Source organism: Methylobacterium aquaticum (assembly GCF_016804325.1).
Lineage (GTDB): Bacteria > Pseudomonadota > Alphaproteobacteria > Rhizobiales > Beijerinckiaceae > Methylobacterium > Methylobacterium aquaticum_C.
The window spans coordinates 5,416,916-5,432,120 of sequence record NZ_CP043627.1; the positions used below are offsets into that span (position 1 = coordinate 5,416,916).

General features: G+C 71.2%; 13 protein-coding genes and 1 pseudogene. 6 read left to right on the forward strand and 8 right to left on the reverse strand.

What is annotated here, in order from left to right; genetic code table 11:
• Positions 1-7: 7 nt before the first annotated feature.
• The 4 genes and pseudogenes from F1D61_RS24695 to F1D61_RS24710 all read right to left on the reverse strand — a co-directional run bounded on the left by F1D61_RS24695 (position 8) and on the right by F1D61_RS24710 (position 2,558).
• A pseudogene (locus tag F1D61_RS24695) lies at positions 8-699 on the reverse strand (DUF4142 domain-containing protein).
• Between the two features lie 147 nt (positions 700-846).
• Positions 847-1,236, reverse strand: coding sequence for a hypothetical protein (locus F1D61_RS24700; protein WP_203154719.1), 390 nt, complete (start codon positions 1,234-1,236; stop codon positions 847-849).
• A gap of 76 nt (positions 1,237-1,312) precedes the next feature.
• Positions 1,313-1,984: a Uma2 family endonuclease gene (locus F1D61_RS24705; RefSeq protein WP_203154721.1), complete on the reverse strand. Its 672-nt coding sequence runs from the start codon at positions 1,982-1,984 to the stop codon at positions 1,313-1,315.
• A gap of 25 nt (positions 1,985-2,009) precedes the next feature.
• Positions 2,010-2,558 (reverse strand): HNH endonuclease, encoded by a 549-nt coding sequence (locus F1D61_RS24710; protein ID WP_048431169.1) that lies wholly within the window; start codon positions 2,556-2,558, stop codon positions 2,010-2,012.
• A 633-nt stretch (positions 2,559-3,191) separates the two neighbouring features.
• Between F1D61_RS24710 and F1D61_RS24715 the strand changes: the two genes are divergently transcribed.
• Both F1D61_RS24715 and F1D61_RS24720 read left to right on the forward strand, forming a co-directional pair.
• Positions 3,192-5,870 carry a DUF3772 domain-containing protein gene (locus F1D61_RS24715; protein ID WP_203154723.1) on the forward strand — a complete coding sequence of 893 codons (2,679 nt, stop codon included), beginning with the start codon at positions 3,192-3,194 and terminating at the stop codon, positions 5,868-5,870.
• A gap of 2 nt (positions 5,871-5,872) precedes the next feature.
• Entirely contained in the window at positions 5,873-6,382 is a 510-nt protein-coding gene (locus tag F1D61_RS24720; RefSeq protein WP_432443322.1) for a CAP domain-containing protein, read from the forward strand.
• A 33-nt stretch (positions 6,383-6,415) separates the two neighbouring features.
• Here the strand turns inward: F1D61_RS24720 and F1D61_RS24725 are convergent, their stop codons facing one another.
• Both F1D61_RS24725 and F1D61_RS24730 read right to left on the reverse strand, forming a co-directional pair.
• Entirely contained in the window at positions 6,416-7,246 is an 831-nt protein-coding gene (locus tag F1D61_RS24725) for an OmpA/MotB family protein (protein WP_203154725.1), read from the reverse strand.
• A 70-nt stretch (positions 7,247-7,316) separates the two neighbouring features.
• A complete protein-coding gene (locus F1D61_RS24730) occupies positions 7,317-8,090 on the reverse strand; it encodes a motility protein A (protein WP_203154727.1) in 774 nt (257 codons plus the stop codon).
• A 277-nt stretch (positions 8,091-8,367) separates the two neighbouring features.
• Between F1D61_RS24730 and F1D61_RS24735 the strand changes: the two genes are divergently transcribed.
• Positions 8,368-10,143, forward strand: a complete 1,776-nt coding sequence (locus F1D61_RS24735) for a glucan ABC transporter ATP-binding protein/ permease (protein ID WP_203154728.1) — start codon at positions 8,368-8,370, stop codon at positions 10,141-10,143.
• A gap of 102 nt (positions 10,144-10,245) precedes the next feature.
• Entirely contained in the window at positions 10,246-11,265 is a 1,020-nt protein-coding gene (gene rsgA / locus F1D61_RS24740) for a ribosome small subunit-dependent GTPase A (RefSeq protein ID WP_203154729.1), read from the forward strand.
• A gap of 38 nt (positions 11,266-11,303) precedes the next feature.
• Here rsgA and F1D61_RS24745 read toward each other — a convergent pair whose 3' ends face one another.
• A complete protein-coding gene (locus tag F1D61_RS24745; RefSeq protein ID WP_203154730.1) occupies positions 11,304-11,678 on the reverse strand; it encodes a hypothetical protein in 375 nt (124 codons plus the stop codon).
• On the opposite strand from F1D61_RS24745, the gene F1D61_RS24750 reads away from it, so the two are divergent.
• A complete protein-coding gene (locus F1D61_RS24750) occupies positions 11,671-12,927 on the forward strand; it encodes an SfnB family sulfur acquisition oxidoreductase (RefSeq protein ID WP_203154731.1) in 1,257 nt (418 codons plus the stop codon). The genes F1D61_RS24745 and F1D61_RS24750 overlap by 8 nt on opposite strands.
• A 35-nt stretch (positions 12,928-12,962) precedes the next feature.
• On the opposite strand, the gene F1D61_RS24755 is transcribed toward F1D61_RS24750, so the two are convergent.
• Positions 12,963-13,844, reverse strand: coding sequence for a YihY/virulence factor BrkB family protein (locus F1D61_RS24755; RefSeq protein WP_203159261.1), 882 nt, complete (start codon positions 13,842-13,844; stop codon positions 12,963-12,965).
• Positions 13,845-14,057: 213 nt separating this feature from the next.
• Between F1D61_RS24755 and F1D61_RS24760 the strand changes: the two genes are divergently transcribed.
• Positions 14,058-14,948 carry a DMT family transporter gene (locus F1D61_RS24760; protein ID WP_203154732.1) on the forward strand — a complete coding sequence of 297 codons (891 nt, stop codon included), beginning with the start codon at positions 14,058-14,060 and terminating at the stop codon, positions 14,946-14,948.
• Positions 14,949-15,205 lie beyond the last annotated feature (257 nt).

Genomic DNA, 15,205 nt, shown 5'->3' on the forward strand with positions numbered 1-15,205 from the left:
CGGCCGCTCAGCCCTCGCCGCCACCCGTCATCCGCTGCATCCGGGAGAGCTGCGAGATGTGCAGCTGGATCAGCGGCAGGGCGCCTCGAGCGATGCGGCGCAGGGCCGGGTCCTCGCCGCTCTCGGCATAGGAGCCGTGGATCGTCATCGCCTCCCGGTGGCCCTGGAGCGAGGCGTCGACGAAGGCCGCGTCGTAGCGCGGACCACCCTGCATCCCGGAGAGCTGCGCCTGGATCTGCGCCTTCTGCTCGTCCGAGGTCATGCCGCCGGCGGATGCACCCCGGGAATCCCCAGCACCCCGCCGACGGTGCCGGCCGCCGCGCCGGCCACCCCGCCCGCGACCGCGAGCGGCGCCGCCACCAGGCCGCCGACGAGCCCACCCGGGCCGGGCAGTCCACCCGGCTGGCCGCCGCCGACCGGCACCGCGACGGTGCCGCCGGTCACCCGGTCGATCTTGTCGGCAAGCGTGACCTGCTCGGTCACCTCCGCCCGCGCGAAGGTCTTGATCCGCGGATTGCCGGACTTGGCGAAGGCGTCGCGCGCGGTGTTCTCGAGGAACAGGCCGCCCTTGCTGGCCATCGCCAGGTAGACCGGCGTCGGCATGGCGCCGGCCGGTATAGGTTGCGCCACGGCGGTGCGGGTGACCGCGAGGGCTGCCGTGGCGGAGAGCATGCTGACCAGGACGTCGCGACGGTGCATGGATGTGGCTCCTGAGGAGGCGCGCATCCCGGCACTCGCCGGCCCGGATGCTCGGGGGGAGTAATTTTCCCGCCTGACCGGTGTTCCGTCGCGCCGTCTCCCGGTCCTCGCCCGCGGCGATATCGCGCAGGCTTGGATCGTGCCCTTTCAGGCCCGCCGCGGCCAGGGCTCCGGCTGCCGGCGCCGGGTCCAGCGCCGCCACGGCCGGCTCATCAGGACGAAGGCCAGCACCACGCCGGCGGCGTACCAGGCGTGCATGCTCTCGTAGCCGCCCTCCGGCGTCCAGGCGAAGCCGCCCAGGAACACGTAGGACACGGCCGCCGCCAGGGTGCGGAAGGTGAGGAGCCACGGATGCTGGAGGATCGGGTCGCCGTTGGCGACGGCGATCCCGAGCCCGGTCAGGGCGAAGAGCACGCCGCCGAGGGGCAGGCCCAGGAACAGCGAGAGCACGGCGCGCAGGAACAGCCCGGGCCAGTCCCGGCGGCGGCGGGTCGGCGCGGTAGGCGCGGGGGCGTCGGTCACGGTCGTGTGCGGCATGCGGCTTTCGGCGCTGACGGGACAAGCGTCCAGCGTGTAGCGCAAACCGCGCCCTTCGCTCCAGGGTGTCGCGCGGTCAGCCGGTCCGGTCCGGTGCTGTCTTGACCCGGCGCGGCTGCCAGCGCGTGTCCCGGTAGAGGTCCCCAACCTTGCAGGTGAGCCCCGTCGCGGGAAGCGCGAGGTCGTCGTCGAGACCGGTCAGCACCCGGCAAGTCCAGCCGCCTGCTTCGCGGGCATGCAGCGTCACGTGCACGCGCTCCTGCTCCACCACGAGGATGTTTTGGCAGGGGCCGTGCTCGCGGTAGAGCCGGACCTTCACGTCGATCCAGCGCGCGCCGCTGACCGGCGTCAGATCCTCGTCGGTACTGGACACCACTTCTGCCAGCAGGGTCGCCGCGTCGGTGAAGCGCTTGCCACCAACCACGTCATCGTAATCGACCACGGCGACGTCGGGCTCCGGCTTGGTGGCGCCGTTCCGCTCCATCTCCGCCAGGATGGCGCGGGGCCATGGGAACTCGATGCCCGGCCGCTGGACGGCATAGAGGCTGTCGTCGTGGTCCTGCAAGGCCGCGTTGAGCAGGGTCTGGAGGTTCGTCGCGATGACGTTGTGCTCCATGAGGGGCGGCGTCATCATGACGGGAATCCCCTCGATCAGTTCCCAGCGCTCGTCGTCCGGCCGTTCCACCTGGAAGGCGCGGAACTCCTGGCCCGACATCCGGGATGCGCGCGCGAGCGCCGCGACAGGCATGGTTCCGCTCCTCCCGACGACCCGCTCAGGTCTCCAGCTCGCTGTCCCAGTACAGGTAGTCGATCCAGGTGTGGTGGTACTGGCGGTGGTCGAATTCCGGCTGGCGGCGGTGCAGTTCGTGGCGGCTCGGCCGGCGCGGCTCGTTGAGAAGCGGCATCTCGGCCTCCTCGGGGGTGCGGTTGGCCTTGCGCAGGTTGCACGGGCTGCAGGCGGCGACCACGTTCTCCCAGCTCGAGAGGCCGCCGCGGGAGCGCGGCACCACGTGGTCGAAGGTCAGGCCGCCCGACGGCAGGCGCAGGCCGCAATACTGGCACGAGAACGTGTCGCGCAGGTAGATGTTGTAGCGCGTGAAGGCGGGGCTGCGCGCCATGGCGACGTAGCTCTTGAGCGCCACCACGCTCGGCACCCGCAAGGAGCGGCTGGGCGAGCGCGCCTCGACGTCGTAGCTCGCCACCAGGGTGACGCGATCGAGGAACAGGGCGGTGAACGCGTCCTTCCACGACCACAGCGAGAGCGGGTTGTACGAGAGCGGCCGGTAATCCGCGTTGAGCACGAGGGTTTGAAGGTCCAGCATCATCCTGCCCTGGCGACGGGCCGACCGCAGCGAGGGGGGCCGGCACGGTGCCGGTCCTCGCGTCGCTCGCCAGGAGAGGAGATGGGGACCATCGCCTATCCTCCGAGCCGGTCGGGGAGAGTGGGGGGAAGAGTCGGAGGACACGACGGATGCCCGCCGCGGCCGCTCGGCGAGCGGACGCCGGGGGGCGCGGCCGGAATGCGATCCGGGCGCCGTCCGGGCTGCTGATGAGGGGCGATCACCGACATCCTCCCGCAGCGAGACGAAAAGGCCGTGTCCATTGAGGCTTAGTCTAATAGCAGCATGACAGGGTTGTGAAGGTTTCGCGGCGGGGCGTCTCGTCACGCCTCACACGAATTCGCCGCGCACAGGCATCCGGCGCAGGCCGCCCGCGGCAGGAGGAGCCGCCCGACACGGATTTTCGCCCCATTGGTCGGCGATGCCGCCGCCCGCCTCGTTTCCCTGCGTCCGGTTTCCTCGCCCGGACGGATGACCTAGGTAGACGGCTCGAACCGACCCCATCGCGAGGATCGCCGGCCGTCTGCGCCGGGCGTCCCGCCATGGCCGACCGGATGAGCGACCAGGCCGGGCCGCCGGGAGACGAGCCCGACACGCGGGTGAGAAGGATTGCGCATGAGACAGCTTCGCCGATGGACGATCGCCCTCGCGGCCGTGCTGCTGAGCCCCGGGCTCGCGGCAGCGCAGGGACACGTGGCGAAGCCCGATGCGGCGAAGCTAGAGCGGGCCGTAGTCGCGCAGGCACCGGCACCCGCCGGCAAGCCGGACGCGAAGGAGGCCAAGCCGGCAGCCGGCCAGCCCGCCGCGGCGCCCGCTGAAGCCCCCAAGGAAGCGCCTAAGGAAGCCCCCAAGCCCCCGCCGCAGACCCCGATCTCCGAGCAGATCAAGCAGATCCGCGCCCAGCTCGATGCCGAGAAGGCCGACCTCGACCAGCGCGAGCAGGCCCTGACCCACCGCGAGCTGAACAAGGACGACCTCGCCCTCCTGCGCGACGGCATCCCGGCGGTGGCCGATCGCCTGCGCCAGGTCATCGACCAGCTCGGGCCCCGGCTCGACGCGGCCAAGGAGCGGCTGACCCAGCTCGGGCCCAAGCCCAAGGAGCCCGAGGGCGCCGACGTGGCGCAGGAGCGGGCCCAGCGCGAGGCCGGCGTCGCCGAGATCGACGATACGCTGAGGCTCGCCCGCTCGCTCCTGGTGCAGAGCGAGCAGATCACCGACCAGATCAGCAACCGGCGCCGCGCCGCGTTCACCCGCGCCCTGTTCGAGCGCACCGACGGCCTGGTGAGCCCGAGCCTGTGGATGCGGGCCACGAGCGACTACGCCCGCGACTTCCGGGCGCTGAAATCCTCCCTCGACGACGCCGTCGTCCAGGTCCAGCGCCGGGGCACGGCGCTCAACCTGTTCCTGCTCGCGCTCGCGATCGGCGTCTCGGTGGCGCTCTATGTCGGGCGCCGTCACATCGCCCCGCGGGTCGGGCACCGCTCGTCCAAGGACGCGCAGCCGACCCGTTACGCAAAGGTGATGGCGGCCTGGCGGGTCTTCCTCGTCGGCGCGGTGCCGGCGGTGCTCGGCAGCTTCCTCGTCGGCTACACCCTCGACGTCACCGAGCTGCTGCCTCTGCGCCTGCTGCCGGCGGCCCACCGGATCGTCGCCTCGCTCGCCTTCGTGGCGGTGGTCGAGGCGATGGCCGACGCGCTGCTCTCGCCCGACCGCCCGGCCTGGCGCCTCGTCGCGATGACCGACGCCACCGCCGAGCGGCTGAACCGCCTCATCATCGCCATCGCCTCGGTGATCGCCGTCGGCCGCACCATCGAGGGCCTGAACGAGGGCATCTCGCTCAGCCTGCCGATCACCATCGTCACCAAGGGCGTCTTCGCGGCGGTCGTCGCCGTGGTGCTGGCCGAGGGCCTGCGCCGCTTCGCGGCCCGCGCCGAGACCGACGAGGCCTGCCTCGGCCCCTATATCGCGGCCGAGTCGACTACCGGCATCGGCGGCCCCTTGCGCATCCTCGGCTGGATCGTGGTGGCGGCGATCGGCGTCTCGGCGCTGGTCGGCTACATCGCCCTGTCGTCGTTCCTGATCGACCAGCTGATGTGGACCGCGATCGCCGCGGCGATCCTCTACCTGGCGATCGCGAGCGTCGACGCGGTGGTGAGCTCCGCCCTCCAGGACGATTCCCGCATCGCCACGGCGCTCCAGGCCAATACCGGCCTGCGCAAGCGCTCGCTCAACCAGATCGCGGTGCTGATCTCGGGCTTCGTCCGGGTGCTGCTGCTCACCGCCGCCGGCGTGCTGCTGCTCGCCTCCTGGGGCGTCGATTCGACCGACATCTTCGCCTGGGCCCAGGCCGCCTTCTTCGGCTTCACCGTCGGCGGGGTGACGATCTCGCTCTCGACGATCGCGCTCGCCATCGGGCTGTTCACGCTCGGCCTCGTCATCACCAAGGCGATCCAGCGCTGGCTCGAGAACACCTACCTGCCGGCCACCGACCTCGATCCGGGCCTGCGCAACTCGATCTCGACGGTGAGCGGCTATGTCGGCTTCCTGCTGACCCTGGCACTCGCCTTCTCGTATCTGGGCCTGAGTCTCGAAAAGCTCACCATCGTCGCCGGCGCCCTGTCGGTCGGTATCGGTTTCGGCCTGCAATCGATCGTCAACAACTTCGTCTCCGGCCTGCTGCTGCTCTGGGAGCGGCCGATCCGGGTCGGCGACCTCGTGGTGATCGGCGACAACGAGGGCTATGTCCGCCGCATCAGCGTGCGCTCGACCGAGATCCAGACCTTCGACCGCTCGGCGGTGATCGTGCCGAACTCGAACCTGATCTCCGGCGTGGTGAAGAACCGGGTGCGCGGCGACCGCACCGGCCGGGTCACCATCACGGTCAGCGTCCTGCGCAACCAGGACCCGGTCCACGCCGCCGAGCTGATCGCCGGTTGCGCCAAGGCCCATCCGGACGTGCTGAAGGAGCCGCCGCCCCGGGTGGTGTTCCGCAAGATCGGCGATCCGTTCCTCGAATTCGAGCTGATCGCGATGATCACCGATGTCGGCTCGCAGGCGAAAGTGCAGAGCGACCTCAACTTCGCGGTGTTCAAGACCTTGTCCGAGGGCGGTCTCATCCCCAATCTCGGACCCGGATCGAGCATCGTCACGGTTCAGGGGCTGGACGCGATGCAGGACGCCATGGGGCAGATCGCCCGCATGGCGAATCCTGCCTCCTTGCGCCCCGAGACCCGGAGCGAGGCCCGCCCCGAGCCCGAGGCCGAGCGTCGCAGAACCCCCGAGACCGTGCCGTGACCATCCTTCCCGCCGCGCTGAAGCGTATCGCCGTGCTGGCCCTGCCGCTCGCCCTCGCCGCCTGCGCGGCGAGCGAGGCGACGCGGGTCTCGACCGGGGCGGCGGGACCGAGCCTGTACTGGCCGATGGCCGCGACCGGCGCGCAGATCGATGCCGGGGCGGCCCAGGCGATGATCGCCGCCTACCGCAGCAACAAGGGCCTGCCGCCGCTCGCCCTCGATCCCGGCCTCCAGCGCCTCGCCGAGACCGAGACCGCCGCCATGGCCGCCGCCGGCCGCCCGAGCCAGGCCGACATCGTCAAGACCGTGGCGGCCCGGATGGGCTACCCGGAGCCGGCCGCCAACCTCTCGGCCGGCTACCACACCCTGGCCGAGGCGTTCTCGGGCTGGCGCGAGAGCCCGGCGCACAACGCGGTGATGCTCGACCCCTCCGCGACCCGGATGGGGATCGCGACGGCCTATGCGCCGGGGTCGAAGTACAAGGTGTATTGGGCTTTGCTGGTGGCGAAGTAGCGGCGCTCCCCCCTCATGCCACGAGGTCGGGTCCTACGGAAACCCGATCCCCCGCGGCGTCGGCGGCGCCTCGTTCAGCAGCGTCACCGTCACCCGGCGGTTGGCCGGCAGGTACGGGTTGTCGGGAAACAGCGGCTCGGTGTCGGCCTTGCCCGACACGGAGGCGAAGCGGTCGCCGGGCAGGCCGTTGCCGGCCAGGATCTCGCGCACGCTGACGGCGCGGCCGGCCGACAGCTCCCAGGGCGGGGCGGCGGGGCGGCGGCCCGGGCGGTCGGCGGCGGTGTAGCCGGTCACCGCGATGCGGTTGGGCAGACGGCGCAAGGTCGGGACGATCCGCTCCAGCACCTGGCGCGTACGGTCGTTCGGCCGGGTCGAGCCCTCCGGAAACATCGAGCGGTTGTCCTGGTCGACGAGCGAGATGTCGAGGCCCCGCGCCGTCACCTCGATCACGATGCTCTTCGACAGTTCGGCGATCTCCGGCAGGTCCTGCAGCGCCTGCCGCAGGGAGGTCATGGCGAGGCCGAACCCGTCCTTGTAGGAGTTGCGCTGGGTCCCGTCGGGCAGCACCTCGTCCGGGCTGGGCGGCTCGGGCCGGTCGGTCGCCCGCTCGGGGGCGATGTCGCGGGTGTCCCGCGGCCGGGTCGCGCCCGGTATGCCGGCCTTCTCGATGATGCCGTTGAAGCGCGACTCGCGGTTGTTGCCGAAGGCGTCGCGCATCGAGCCCGCCACCGCCTGGAGCTTCTTCTGGTCCTGCGTCGAATAGGCGGCGATCATGACGAAGAAGCTCATCAAGAGCGCCATCAGGTCCGCGAAGGTCACGAACCAGCCGTGGCCGCCATGGGCCCCGCGCTTCTTTCTAGCCACCGCTCAGGTCTCCTCGAAGGGCGCGCGCGTCGCGTCGGGCCGCCTCAGGCGGCCATCTCGGCGCGGTGCATCAGGCCGCTTCGGCGGCCATGTCTTCACGATGGTTGTGCGGCAGGTAGGCGACCAGCATCTCGCGCACCAGCGAGGCGCTCTTGGCGTCGCGGATCAGCAGCACCCCGTCGATGATGAGGGTGCGCGACACGTCCTCCTCCTCGAGCTTGACGTGCAGCTTGTCGGCGATCGGCAGGGTGATCATGTTGGCAATCAGCGCGCCGTACAGGGTGGCGAGCAGGGCGGTCGCCATGGCGGGGCCGAGCTTCGAGGGGTCGGACATGTTGGCGAACATCGTCACCATGCCGAGGATCGTCCCGATCATGCCCCAGGCCGGGGCGCAGTCGCCGAAGGCGCGGTAGACCTTCGAACCCTCGTCGAGATGCATCAGGAAGTTGTCGCGGTCGCGTTCCATCGTGTCGCGGATGAACTCGCGGTCGTAGCCGTCGGCGATGTAGCGCATGCCCTGCGCCAGGAACGGGTCCGAGATCTCCAGGTTCTCGATCGCCATCGGGCCCGAGCGCTTCACCACGTCGGCGATCTTGGTGATCTCGTCGATCAGTTCGCGCGGCCGGATCGCCCGCATGTTGAAGGCGTAGCGCAGGCCCATCGGCACGCCGTGGACGATGACCGAGAACGGGAAGCGCAGCATGGTCGCGGCGGTGGCGCCGCCGAAGATCACGATCACCGCGTGCTTGTCGAAATAGGCGGCGAAGTTGCCGCCATCGATCATGATGAGCACGAACACGACCGCGATGCCGCCGACGAGGCCGGCGCCGGTTGCGATATCCATCTGGGGTCGGCCTCTTCATGCGCCGCCACACGTCCCCGGTCGCAGGGCATGGGCCGGACGCCGCGTGTGTCCTGGCCGTCAAATTACGCTCGACAGGCTCAACGAAGCGTAAAGGCGCCCGCCCCCGCGCGCCTTTGCCGTCATGCGCCGTTCAGCGAGAACCCGTTAAGAAAGGACCCATGCGATCGAACGGCCGCCTCAACAGGCCGCGCGCGGGGCAGGCGGCGGGCGAGGGCCAGAGCCGCGGACAGGGTCATTTCATCAGGGTTCACCGTCCATGCGGTTGATCAGGCTCTACGTTCGGGTCATGGGCCAGCTCGGGTCCGATCTGCGCCTCGGCGCGCTGCTGACCGCCGCCAACGTCGCGCTGGCGGTGGCGGCCTTCGCCGAGCCGGTGCTGTTCGGCCGCATCATCGACCGCCTCACCCATCTGCCGGCCGGCGGCGGCACGTCGAGCCTGCTCCTCCTCGTCGGCGCCTGGGTCGGCTTCGGCCTGTTCTCGATCGGCGCCGGCGTGCTGATCGCGCTGCACGCCGACCGGCTCACCCATCGCAGCCGGCTGTCGGCCATGGCGAACTACTTCGAGCACGTCCTCGACCTGCCGCTCGCCTTCCACTCCGCCAACCATTCCGGCCGGGTGCTGAAGGCGATGCTGGAGGGCACGAGCGGCATGGCGGCGACCTGGCTCGGCTTCTTCCGCGATCATTGCGCGGCGCTCGTCTCCCTCGTCGTGCTCCTGCCGATGACGCTGTTCCTCAACTGGCAGCTCGGCTCGATCCTCGTCGCCCTGATGGTGGTGTTCACCGCGCTCACCACCTTCGTCCTGCGCCGCACCGAGACGCTGCAAGGCGAGGTCGAGGCCTTTCATTCGGGCCTCGCGGCCCATGCCTCGGACGCGCTCGGCAACGTCGCGGTGATCCAGTCCTTCACCCGCGCCAAGGCCGAGAAGGAGGCGATGCACGGCATCATCCGCAACCTGCTCGCCGCGCAGATCCCGGTCCTGTCCTGGTGGGCGCTGGCCTCGGTCGCCACCCGCGCCTCGGCGACGCTGACCATGACGGCGATCTTCGTCACCGGCATCGTCCTGCACGGCCACGGCCTGGCCACCGTCGGCGACGTGGTCTCGTTCATGAGCCTCGCCACCATGCTGGTCGCCCGGCTGGAGCAGGTCGTCGCCTTCGTCAACAGCCTCTTCCTGCAGGCGCCGAAGATGCAGGAATTCTTCGACATCCTCGACACCGTGCCGGCCGTCCACGACCGGCCCGGCGCCAGGTCGGTGGCGCGGCTCGACGGCGACGTGTCGTTCGAGGACGTGCGCTTCTCCTATGACGGCCGCCGCCCGGCGCTGGACGGGGTGTCGTTCACCGCGCGCGCCGGCGAGACCGTGGCCCTCGTCGGCACCACCGGCTCGGGCAAGTCGACGACGCTCGGGCTCCTGCATCGCGCCTTCGACCCGGATGCCGGCACGATCCGCATCGACGGCGAGGACCTTCGCGACATCGGCCTCTCGTCCCTGCGCCACAACATCGGCGTGGTGTTCCAGGAGCCGATGCTGTTTGCCCGCTCGATCCGCGAGAACCTCCAGGTCGGCCGGCCCGACGCCACCGACGCCGAGATGCTCGACGCGCTGGAGCGGGCCCAGGCCTCGGAATTCATGGCGCGCCAGCCCGACGGGCTCGACACGGTGATCGGCGAGCGCGGCCGCTCGCTGTCGGGCGGCGAGCGCCAGCGCCTCTCGATCGCCCGGGCGCTCCTGAAGAACCCGCCGGTCCTGATCCTCGACGAGGCGACGAGCGCGCTCGACGCCGCCACCGAGCGCAAGCTCCAGGGCGCGCTGGAAGCGGTGATGGAGGGACGCACCACCTTCGTGATCGCCCACCGCCTGTCGACGATCCGCGACGCCGACCGCATCCTGGTCTTCCACGAGGGCCGGATCGTCGAGAGCGGCACCTTCGAGGAACTGGTGGCCGAGGGCGGCCGCTTCGCCGACCTCGCCCGGGCGCAGTTCATGGCGGCCGCGCCGGAGCCGGACGACTACGCCCTGGCGGCGTGACGGCAGGAGCCTCGGGGTGGGCGAGAGCCCGCCCCGTCCCGCCTCTCGAGCCGAGCGTGCGAAGTGCTGGTCACGAGACCGGGGCCATGCCATGGCAGGCCGGTGACCGATCCTTCCCACCCCCTCCCCCTCACGCCGCCCGCGAGCCTCGGCTGGCTCCCGTTCTTCGAGGAGCAGCGCGAGCCGCACGAGGCGGATCTCGCTCCCATGCGGATCGCCCTGGTCCACCGCTCCCGCCTGAGCGCCCTGTCGGAGGCGGGACCGGTCGCGCTGGCGCTTCCCGTCCATACGAATACCGGTGACTTCGCCGTCGGCGATTGGGTCCTGGTCGATCCTCGGACCCGGATGCTCCACCGCCGCCTGGACCGAAGGACGGTCCTGGAGCGGCGCGTCGAGGGCAGCCGAACCCTTCAGCCCGCCGCCGCCAACGTCGATACGCTGTTCGTCGTCACGTCCTGCAACGCCGATTTCAACCAGGCCCGGCTCGAGCGCTACCTGGCTCTGGCCAACCAGGGCGGCACGAATCCGGTGATCCTGCTCACCAAGGCCGACATGGCGGCCGATGGCGACATCTACCGCCGTCAGGCGGCGGAGTTGCAGCGCGGGCTCGACGTCGTGACCGTCAATCCCCGGCTCCCGGAGGCGGCCCGCATCCTGGCCCCGTGGTGCGGCGTGGGGCGGACGGTGGCGCTGGTCGGCTCGTCCGGGGTCGGCAAGTCGACCCTGGTGAACACGCTCGCGGGTCCCGGGCAGGCGCGTCCCCAGGAAACCGGGGCGATCCGCGAACACGATGCCAAGGGACGCCACACCACGACCGCGCGGTCTTTGCACGCCATCGCGGGGGGCGGCTGGGTGATCGACACGCCGGGGATGCGGACGCTGCATGTCGGCGGCGCCGAGGACGGGATCGCCAGGCTGTTTTCCGAGATCACCGAACTCGCCCCCTCGTGCCGGTTCCGCGACTGCACCCACGCGCACGAACCCGGCTGTGCCGTACAGGCCGCCATCGCCGACGGCACGATCACGCCCGAGCGCCTGACCCGCTGGCGCAAGCTCCTCGACGAGAACCACGACAACACGCCGGCCCCCGCCGGCCCCCGCGGCCGACGGGGTGGCGGGTAGACCTCCCGGACCGGCGGCCAGAGGTTCGGCCGGCCGCCTCACGATGCCGGCGCATCGATGTGGTCTCGGGCAGGCCGATCGGGCTTCGACCCGAGGCCGCCGGGCGCAGCCGACGGTCCCCGGCCGAAAAATGCTTTTGCCCGATCGCCGATCGGCGAGAATGAATTTTTAAAAACCAGAGAAATTGAACGGAATGCTTCGTTTGACGAAGCGGCATCCGTCGGCAAGTATTCCATGGCGCGATCAAGTCGAAGCCACTGATCGGCAATCATCGACGTTGTCTTCATCACCCCGGCGAGCCGGCGATCCCGCTCGCGCGAGAGCCGGATCCTGTCCCCTGCGCGCCGGGGCGGGGAATGCACCCGCCCACCGTCAATCCCGTCCACAGATTGCGGAGCCATGCCCATGAACATCGCCGTCAATCCGAGCCACATCGCCGACCTCGCATCGCAGGGCGCGCCCGGACCCGCCCGCCCGGCCGAGCCGGCCCACGTGATCCGCGACGACGCGGAGGCGATCCGGGTGGCCCACGCCCTCGCCGCCCGGTTCCGGGACGGCGCCTCGGAGCGCGATCGGACCGGCGCCCGCCCGCTGGCGGAGCTCGATGCCTTCTCGCAGAGCGGGCTGTGGTCGATCAACGTGCCGCGCTCACACGGCGGGCCGGAGGTGTCGTACCGGACGCTCGCCCAGGTCGTCGCCATCGTGGCGGCGGCCGATCCGTCGATCGCGCAGATCGCCCAGAACCATCTCGGCATCGTCGCGGCGATCCGCACCGTGTCCGATCCGGAGCAGCAGGCGGACCTCTTCGCCGCGGTGCTCGCCGGCACCCGCTTCGGCAACGCCTTCTCGGAGAAGGGCACGAAGCGCGCCGCCGAGTTCGAGACCCGCTTCACCGATCACGGCGACCACGTCGTCGTGCGGGGCCGAAAATTCTACGCGACGGGGGCGCTGCTGGCCCATCTCGTGCCGATCGTCGCGGTCGATGACGAGGGCCGGCCCTGGTACGCCATCGCCGACCGCGACGCGCCGGGGCTGACGGTGATCGACGACTGGTCGAGCTTCGGCCAGCGCGGCACCGCCAGCGGCACCGTGATCATCGACGACGTGCGGGTCGAGAAGAGCCGCCTGGTGCCGGCCTGGCGCGGCTACACCGCGCCGCGGGTCGACGGGGCGATCTTCCAGATCATCCAGGCGGCGATCGATGCCGGAATCGGTCGCGCCGCCCTCGACGACACCATCGCCTTCGTGCGCGAGAAGGCGCGGCCCTGGATCGACAGCGGCCAGGAGCGGGCCTCCGACGATCCCTACACGATCCGCGCGGTCGGGGACCTGACGATCCGCCAGCACGCGGCGGAAGCCCTGCTCGACCGGGCAGGCCTCGCCATCGACGCGGCGGTCGCCGACCCGACGCCCGAGACCGTGGCGGCGGCCCAGCTCGCGGTGGCCGAATCGAAGGTGCTCACCACCGAGGTCGCGCTCGCCGCCTCCAACACCCTGTTCGAATTGTCCGGCACCCGCTCGACCTTGGCCGAGCACAACCTCGACCGGCACTGGCGCAACGCCCGCACCCATACCCTGCACGACCCGGTGCGCTGGAAGGTGGCGATCGTCGGCAACCACGCGCTCAACGGGGTCAACCCGCCCTTCCACGCCTGGAGCTGACGACTGGACCGGGCGCTCTCGCGAGGCGCCCGGCTCTACAGCATCTTGATCGTGTCCCGCCGGCTCTGGGCCCGGGCCTGGAGGCGCCGGCGGCGGGCGGCGATCACCGTGCCGTTGATCTCGCCGCCGAACAGGAACATCGCGGCGAGCCAGTAGACGAAGACCAGGAACACCATCGCGGTGGCCAGACCCCCGTAGGTCGAGACGTAGGCGCTCGAGAACCGGTCGAGATACATGCCGAAGCCGAGGCCGGCGAGCACCCACAGGCACAGGGTCACGGCGATGCCGGGCAGCACCAGGGTGACGGGCCGGCGCCCGGCGGCGATGAACTTGTGGGCGATCACCAGCACGCTCGCGACGAGCAGCACCGTCACGCCGATCCGGCCGACCGCGACGGTGAGGCCGAGCGGCTCCAGCCCCGGCGCCACCAGCAGGAGCCCGCGCCAGACCAGCGGCCCCAGCACCACCAGGAAGGTGAAGGCCAGCATCGCGAAGGCGGCGCAGATCACGTAGCCGATCGATTCCAGCCGCGTGAGCCACCACGGCCGCATCTCGCGCAACCCGTAGGCCCGGTTGAGCCCGACCCGCAGGCTCTCGACCCCGCTCGACGAGAAGTAGAGCGCCAGCACCGCGCCGAGGGTGAGGAGGCCGCCGCGCTGCTCGGTCAGCACCCGGTGGACCTCGTTGGCGATCGGGCCCGCCACCTCGCTCGGCCAGATCTCGAACAGGAGGTTGCCGGCCTCGTCGGCGAGCGACTTGGTGCCGAACACGCCGGCGAGCGCCGTGAGCAGGATCAGGAACGGGAACAGCGAGGTCAGGAGCGAGAGCGCGATGTGGCTGGCGATCGCCCAGCCGTCATGGGCGACGAAGCGCTGGGCCGCGATGGCGGCGATCTCCAGGGCGGTGCGGGGACGGATCACGGCGCGCGGGCTCTCGGGGTGGTCGTTCCGGAGAAATCGTCGTCTCAGGTAGAGCGCGGGCGCCGGTCCTGGGAAGGCGGGCGGGCAGAAATCGGGCGTGCGCGTCCTTCCGGGCACGGCAAGGGGACGGGCAGGGGGTATTCTCGCGGAGGCGGTTGCGGAACGGCCGCGCTCGTGCTCGTTGCGCAGGATTCTCGTTCCGCAGGCATCATGACCCGCCTCCTGCCCCTGTCCGATGTGTCCTGGCCCACGCGTCTGGCGCCCGGCCTGTTCGTGCTCATCTGGGCCACGGGCTTCGTCGTGGCGCGGCTCATCGCGCCGCATGCCGATCCGCTGACCTTCCTGACCGTCCGTTTCGGCCTCACCGCCATCGTGCTCACGGGGATCGCGCTGGCGGTCGGCGCCACCTGGCCCCGGGGCTGGCGCGGCTGGCGCGACGCGATGGTGGCCGGGATCCTGATCCACGGCCTCTACCTCGATGCGGTGTTCTGGGCGGTGCATCGCGGGCTGCCCGCGGGCATCGCCGCCCTGGTGGCGAGCCTCCAGCCGCTGCTGACCGCCGCGGTGGCCGGGCCGCTGCTGGGCGAGCGGGTCTCGGGCTTGCGCTGGCTCGGCATCGGGGTCGGCCTGATCGGCGCCGGGCTGGTGCTGGCGCCGAAGCTGGGGGCGGCCGGCGGCATCCCGCCGGCGGCGCTCGCCGTGTGCTTCTGCGGCACCATCGCCATCACCCTCGGCACCCTGTGGCAGAAGCGCACGGCCGCCGCCGTCGACCTGCGCACCAACGCCGCCGCGCAGTTCGTCGGCGCCCTGCTGCTCACCCTGCCGCTGGCGCTCCTGACCGAGCGGGGAGAGTTCGATGTCTCGGTGCCGCTGCTCCTCGGCCTCGCCTGGGCGGTGCTGGGCCTGTCGGTCGGCGGCATCCTGATCCTGCTCGGGCTGATCCGCCGCGGCGCGGTGGCGGGGGTGGCGGCCCTGTTTTACCTCGTGCCGCCGGTCTCGGCCGCGATGGCCTTCGGGCTGTTCGGCGAGACCCTCGCGCCGGTCCAGCTCCTCGGCATGGTGGTGGCGGTGGCCGGGGTGGCGATCGCGAGCCGCGGTTAAGCCCCTGGTGGGATTCGCGGACTTAAGCTGACGGCGCCTCGGAGACCAACCCGCATGCTGCGCCCCGCCCTGACCGCCGGCCTGACGACCTCGGTTCTCGCCGCGAGCTTGGCGCTCGCCGCGGGCTTGTCGCTGGCCGCGGGCCTGGCGCTGGCCGCGCCCGCGATGGCGGGCGGCGATCCCCATACGATGCATCAGGCGCCCACCGGGTCCGGATGGGGTCGCCCGGGACAGGCGCCGGCCCCCGATCCGTCCGC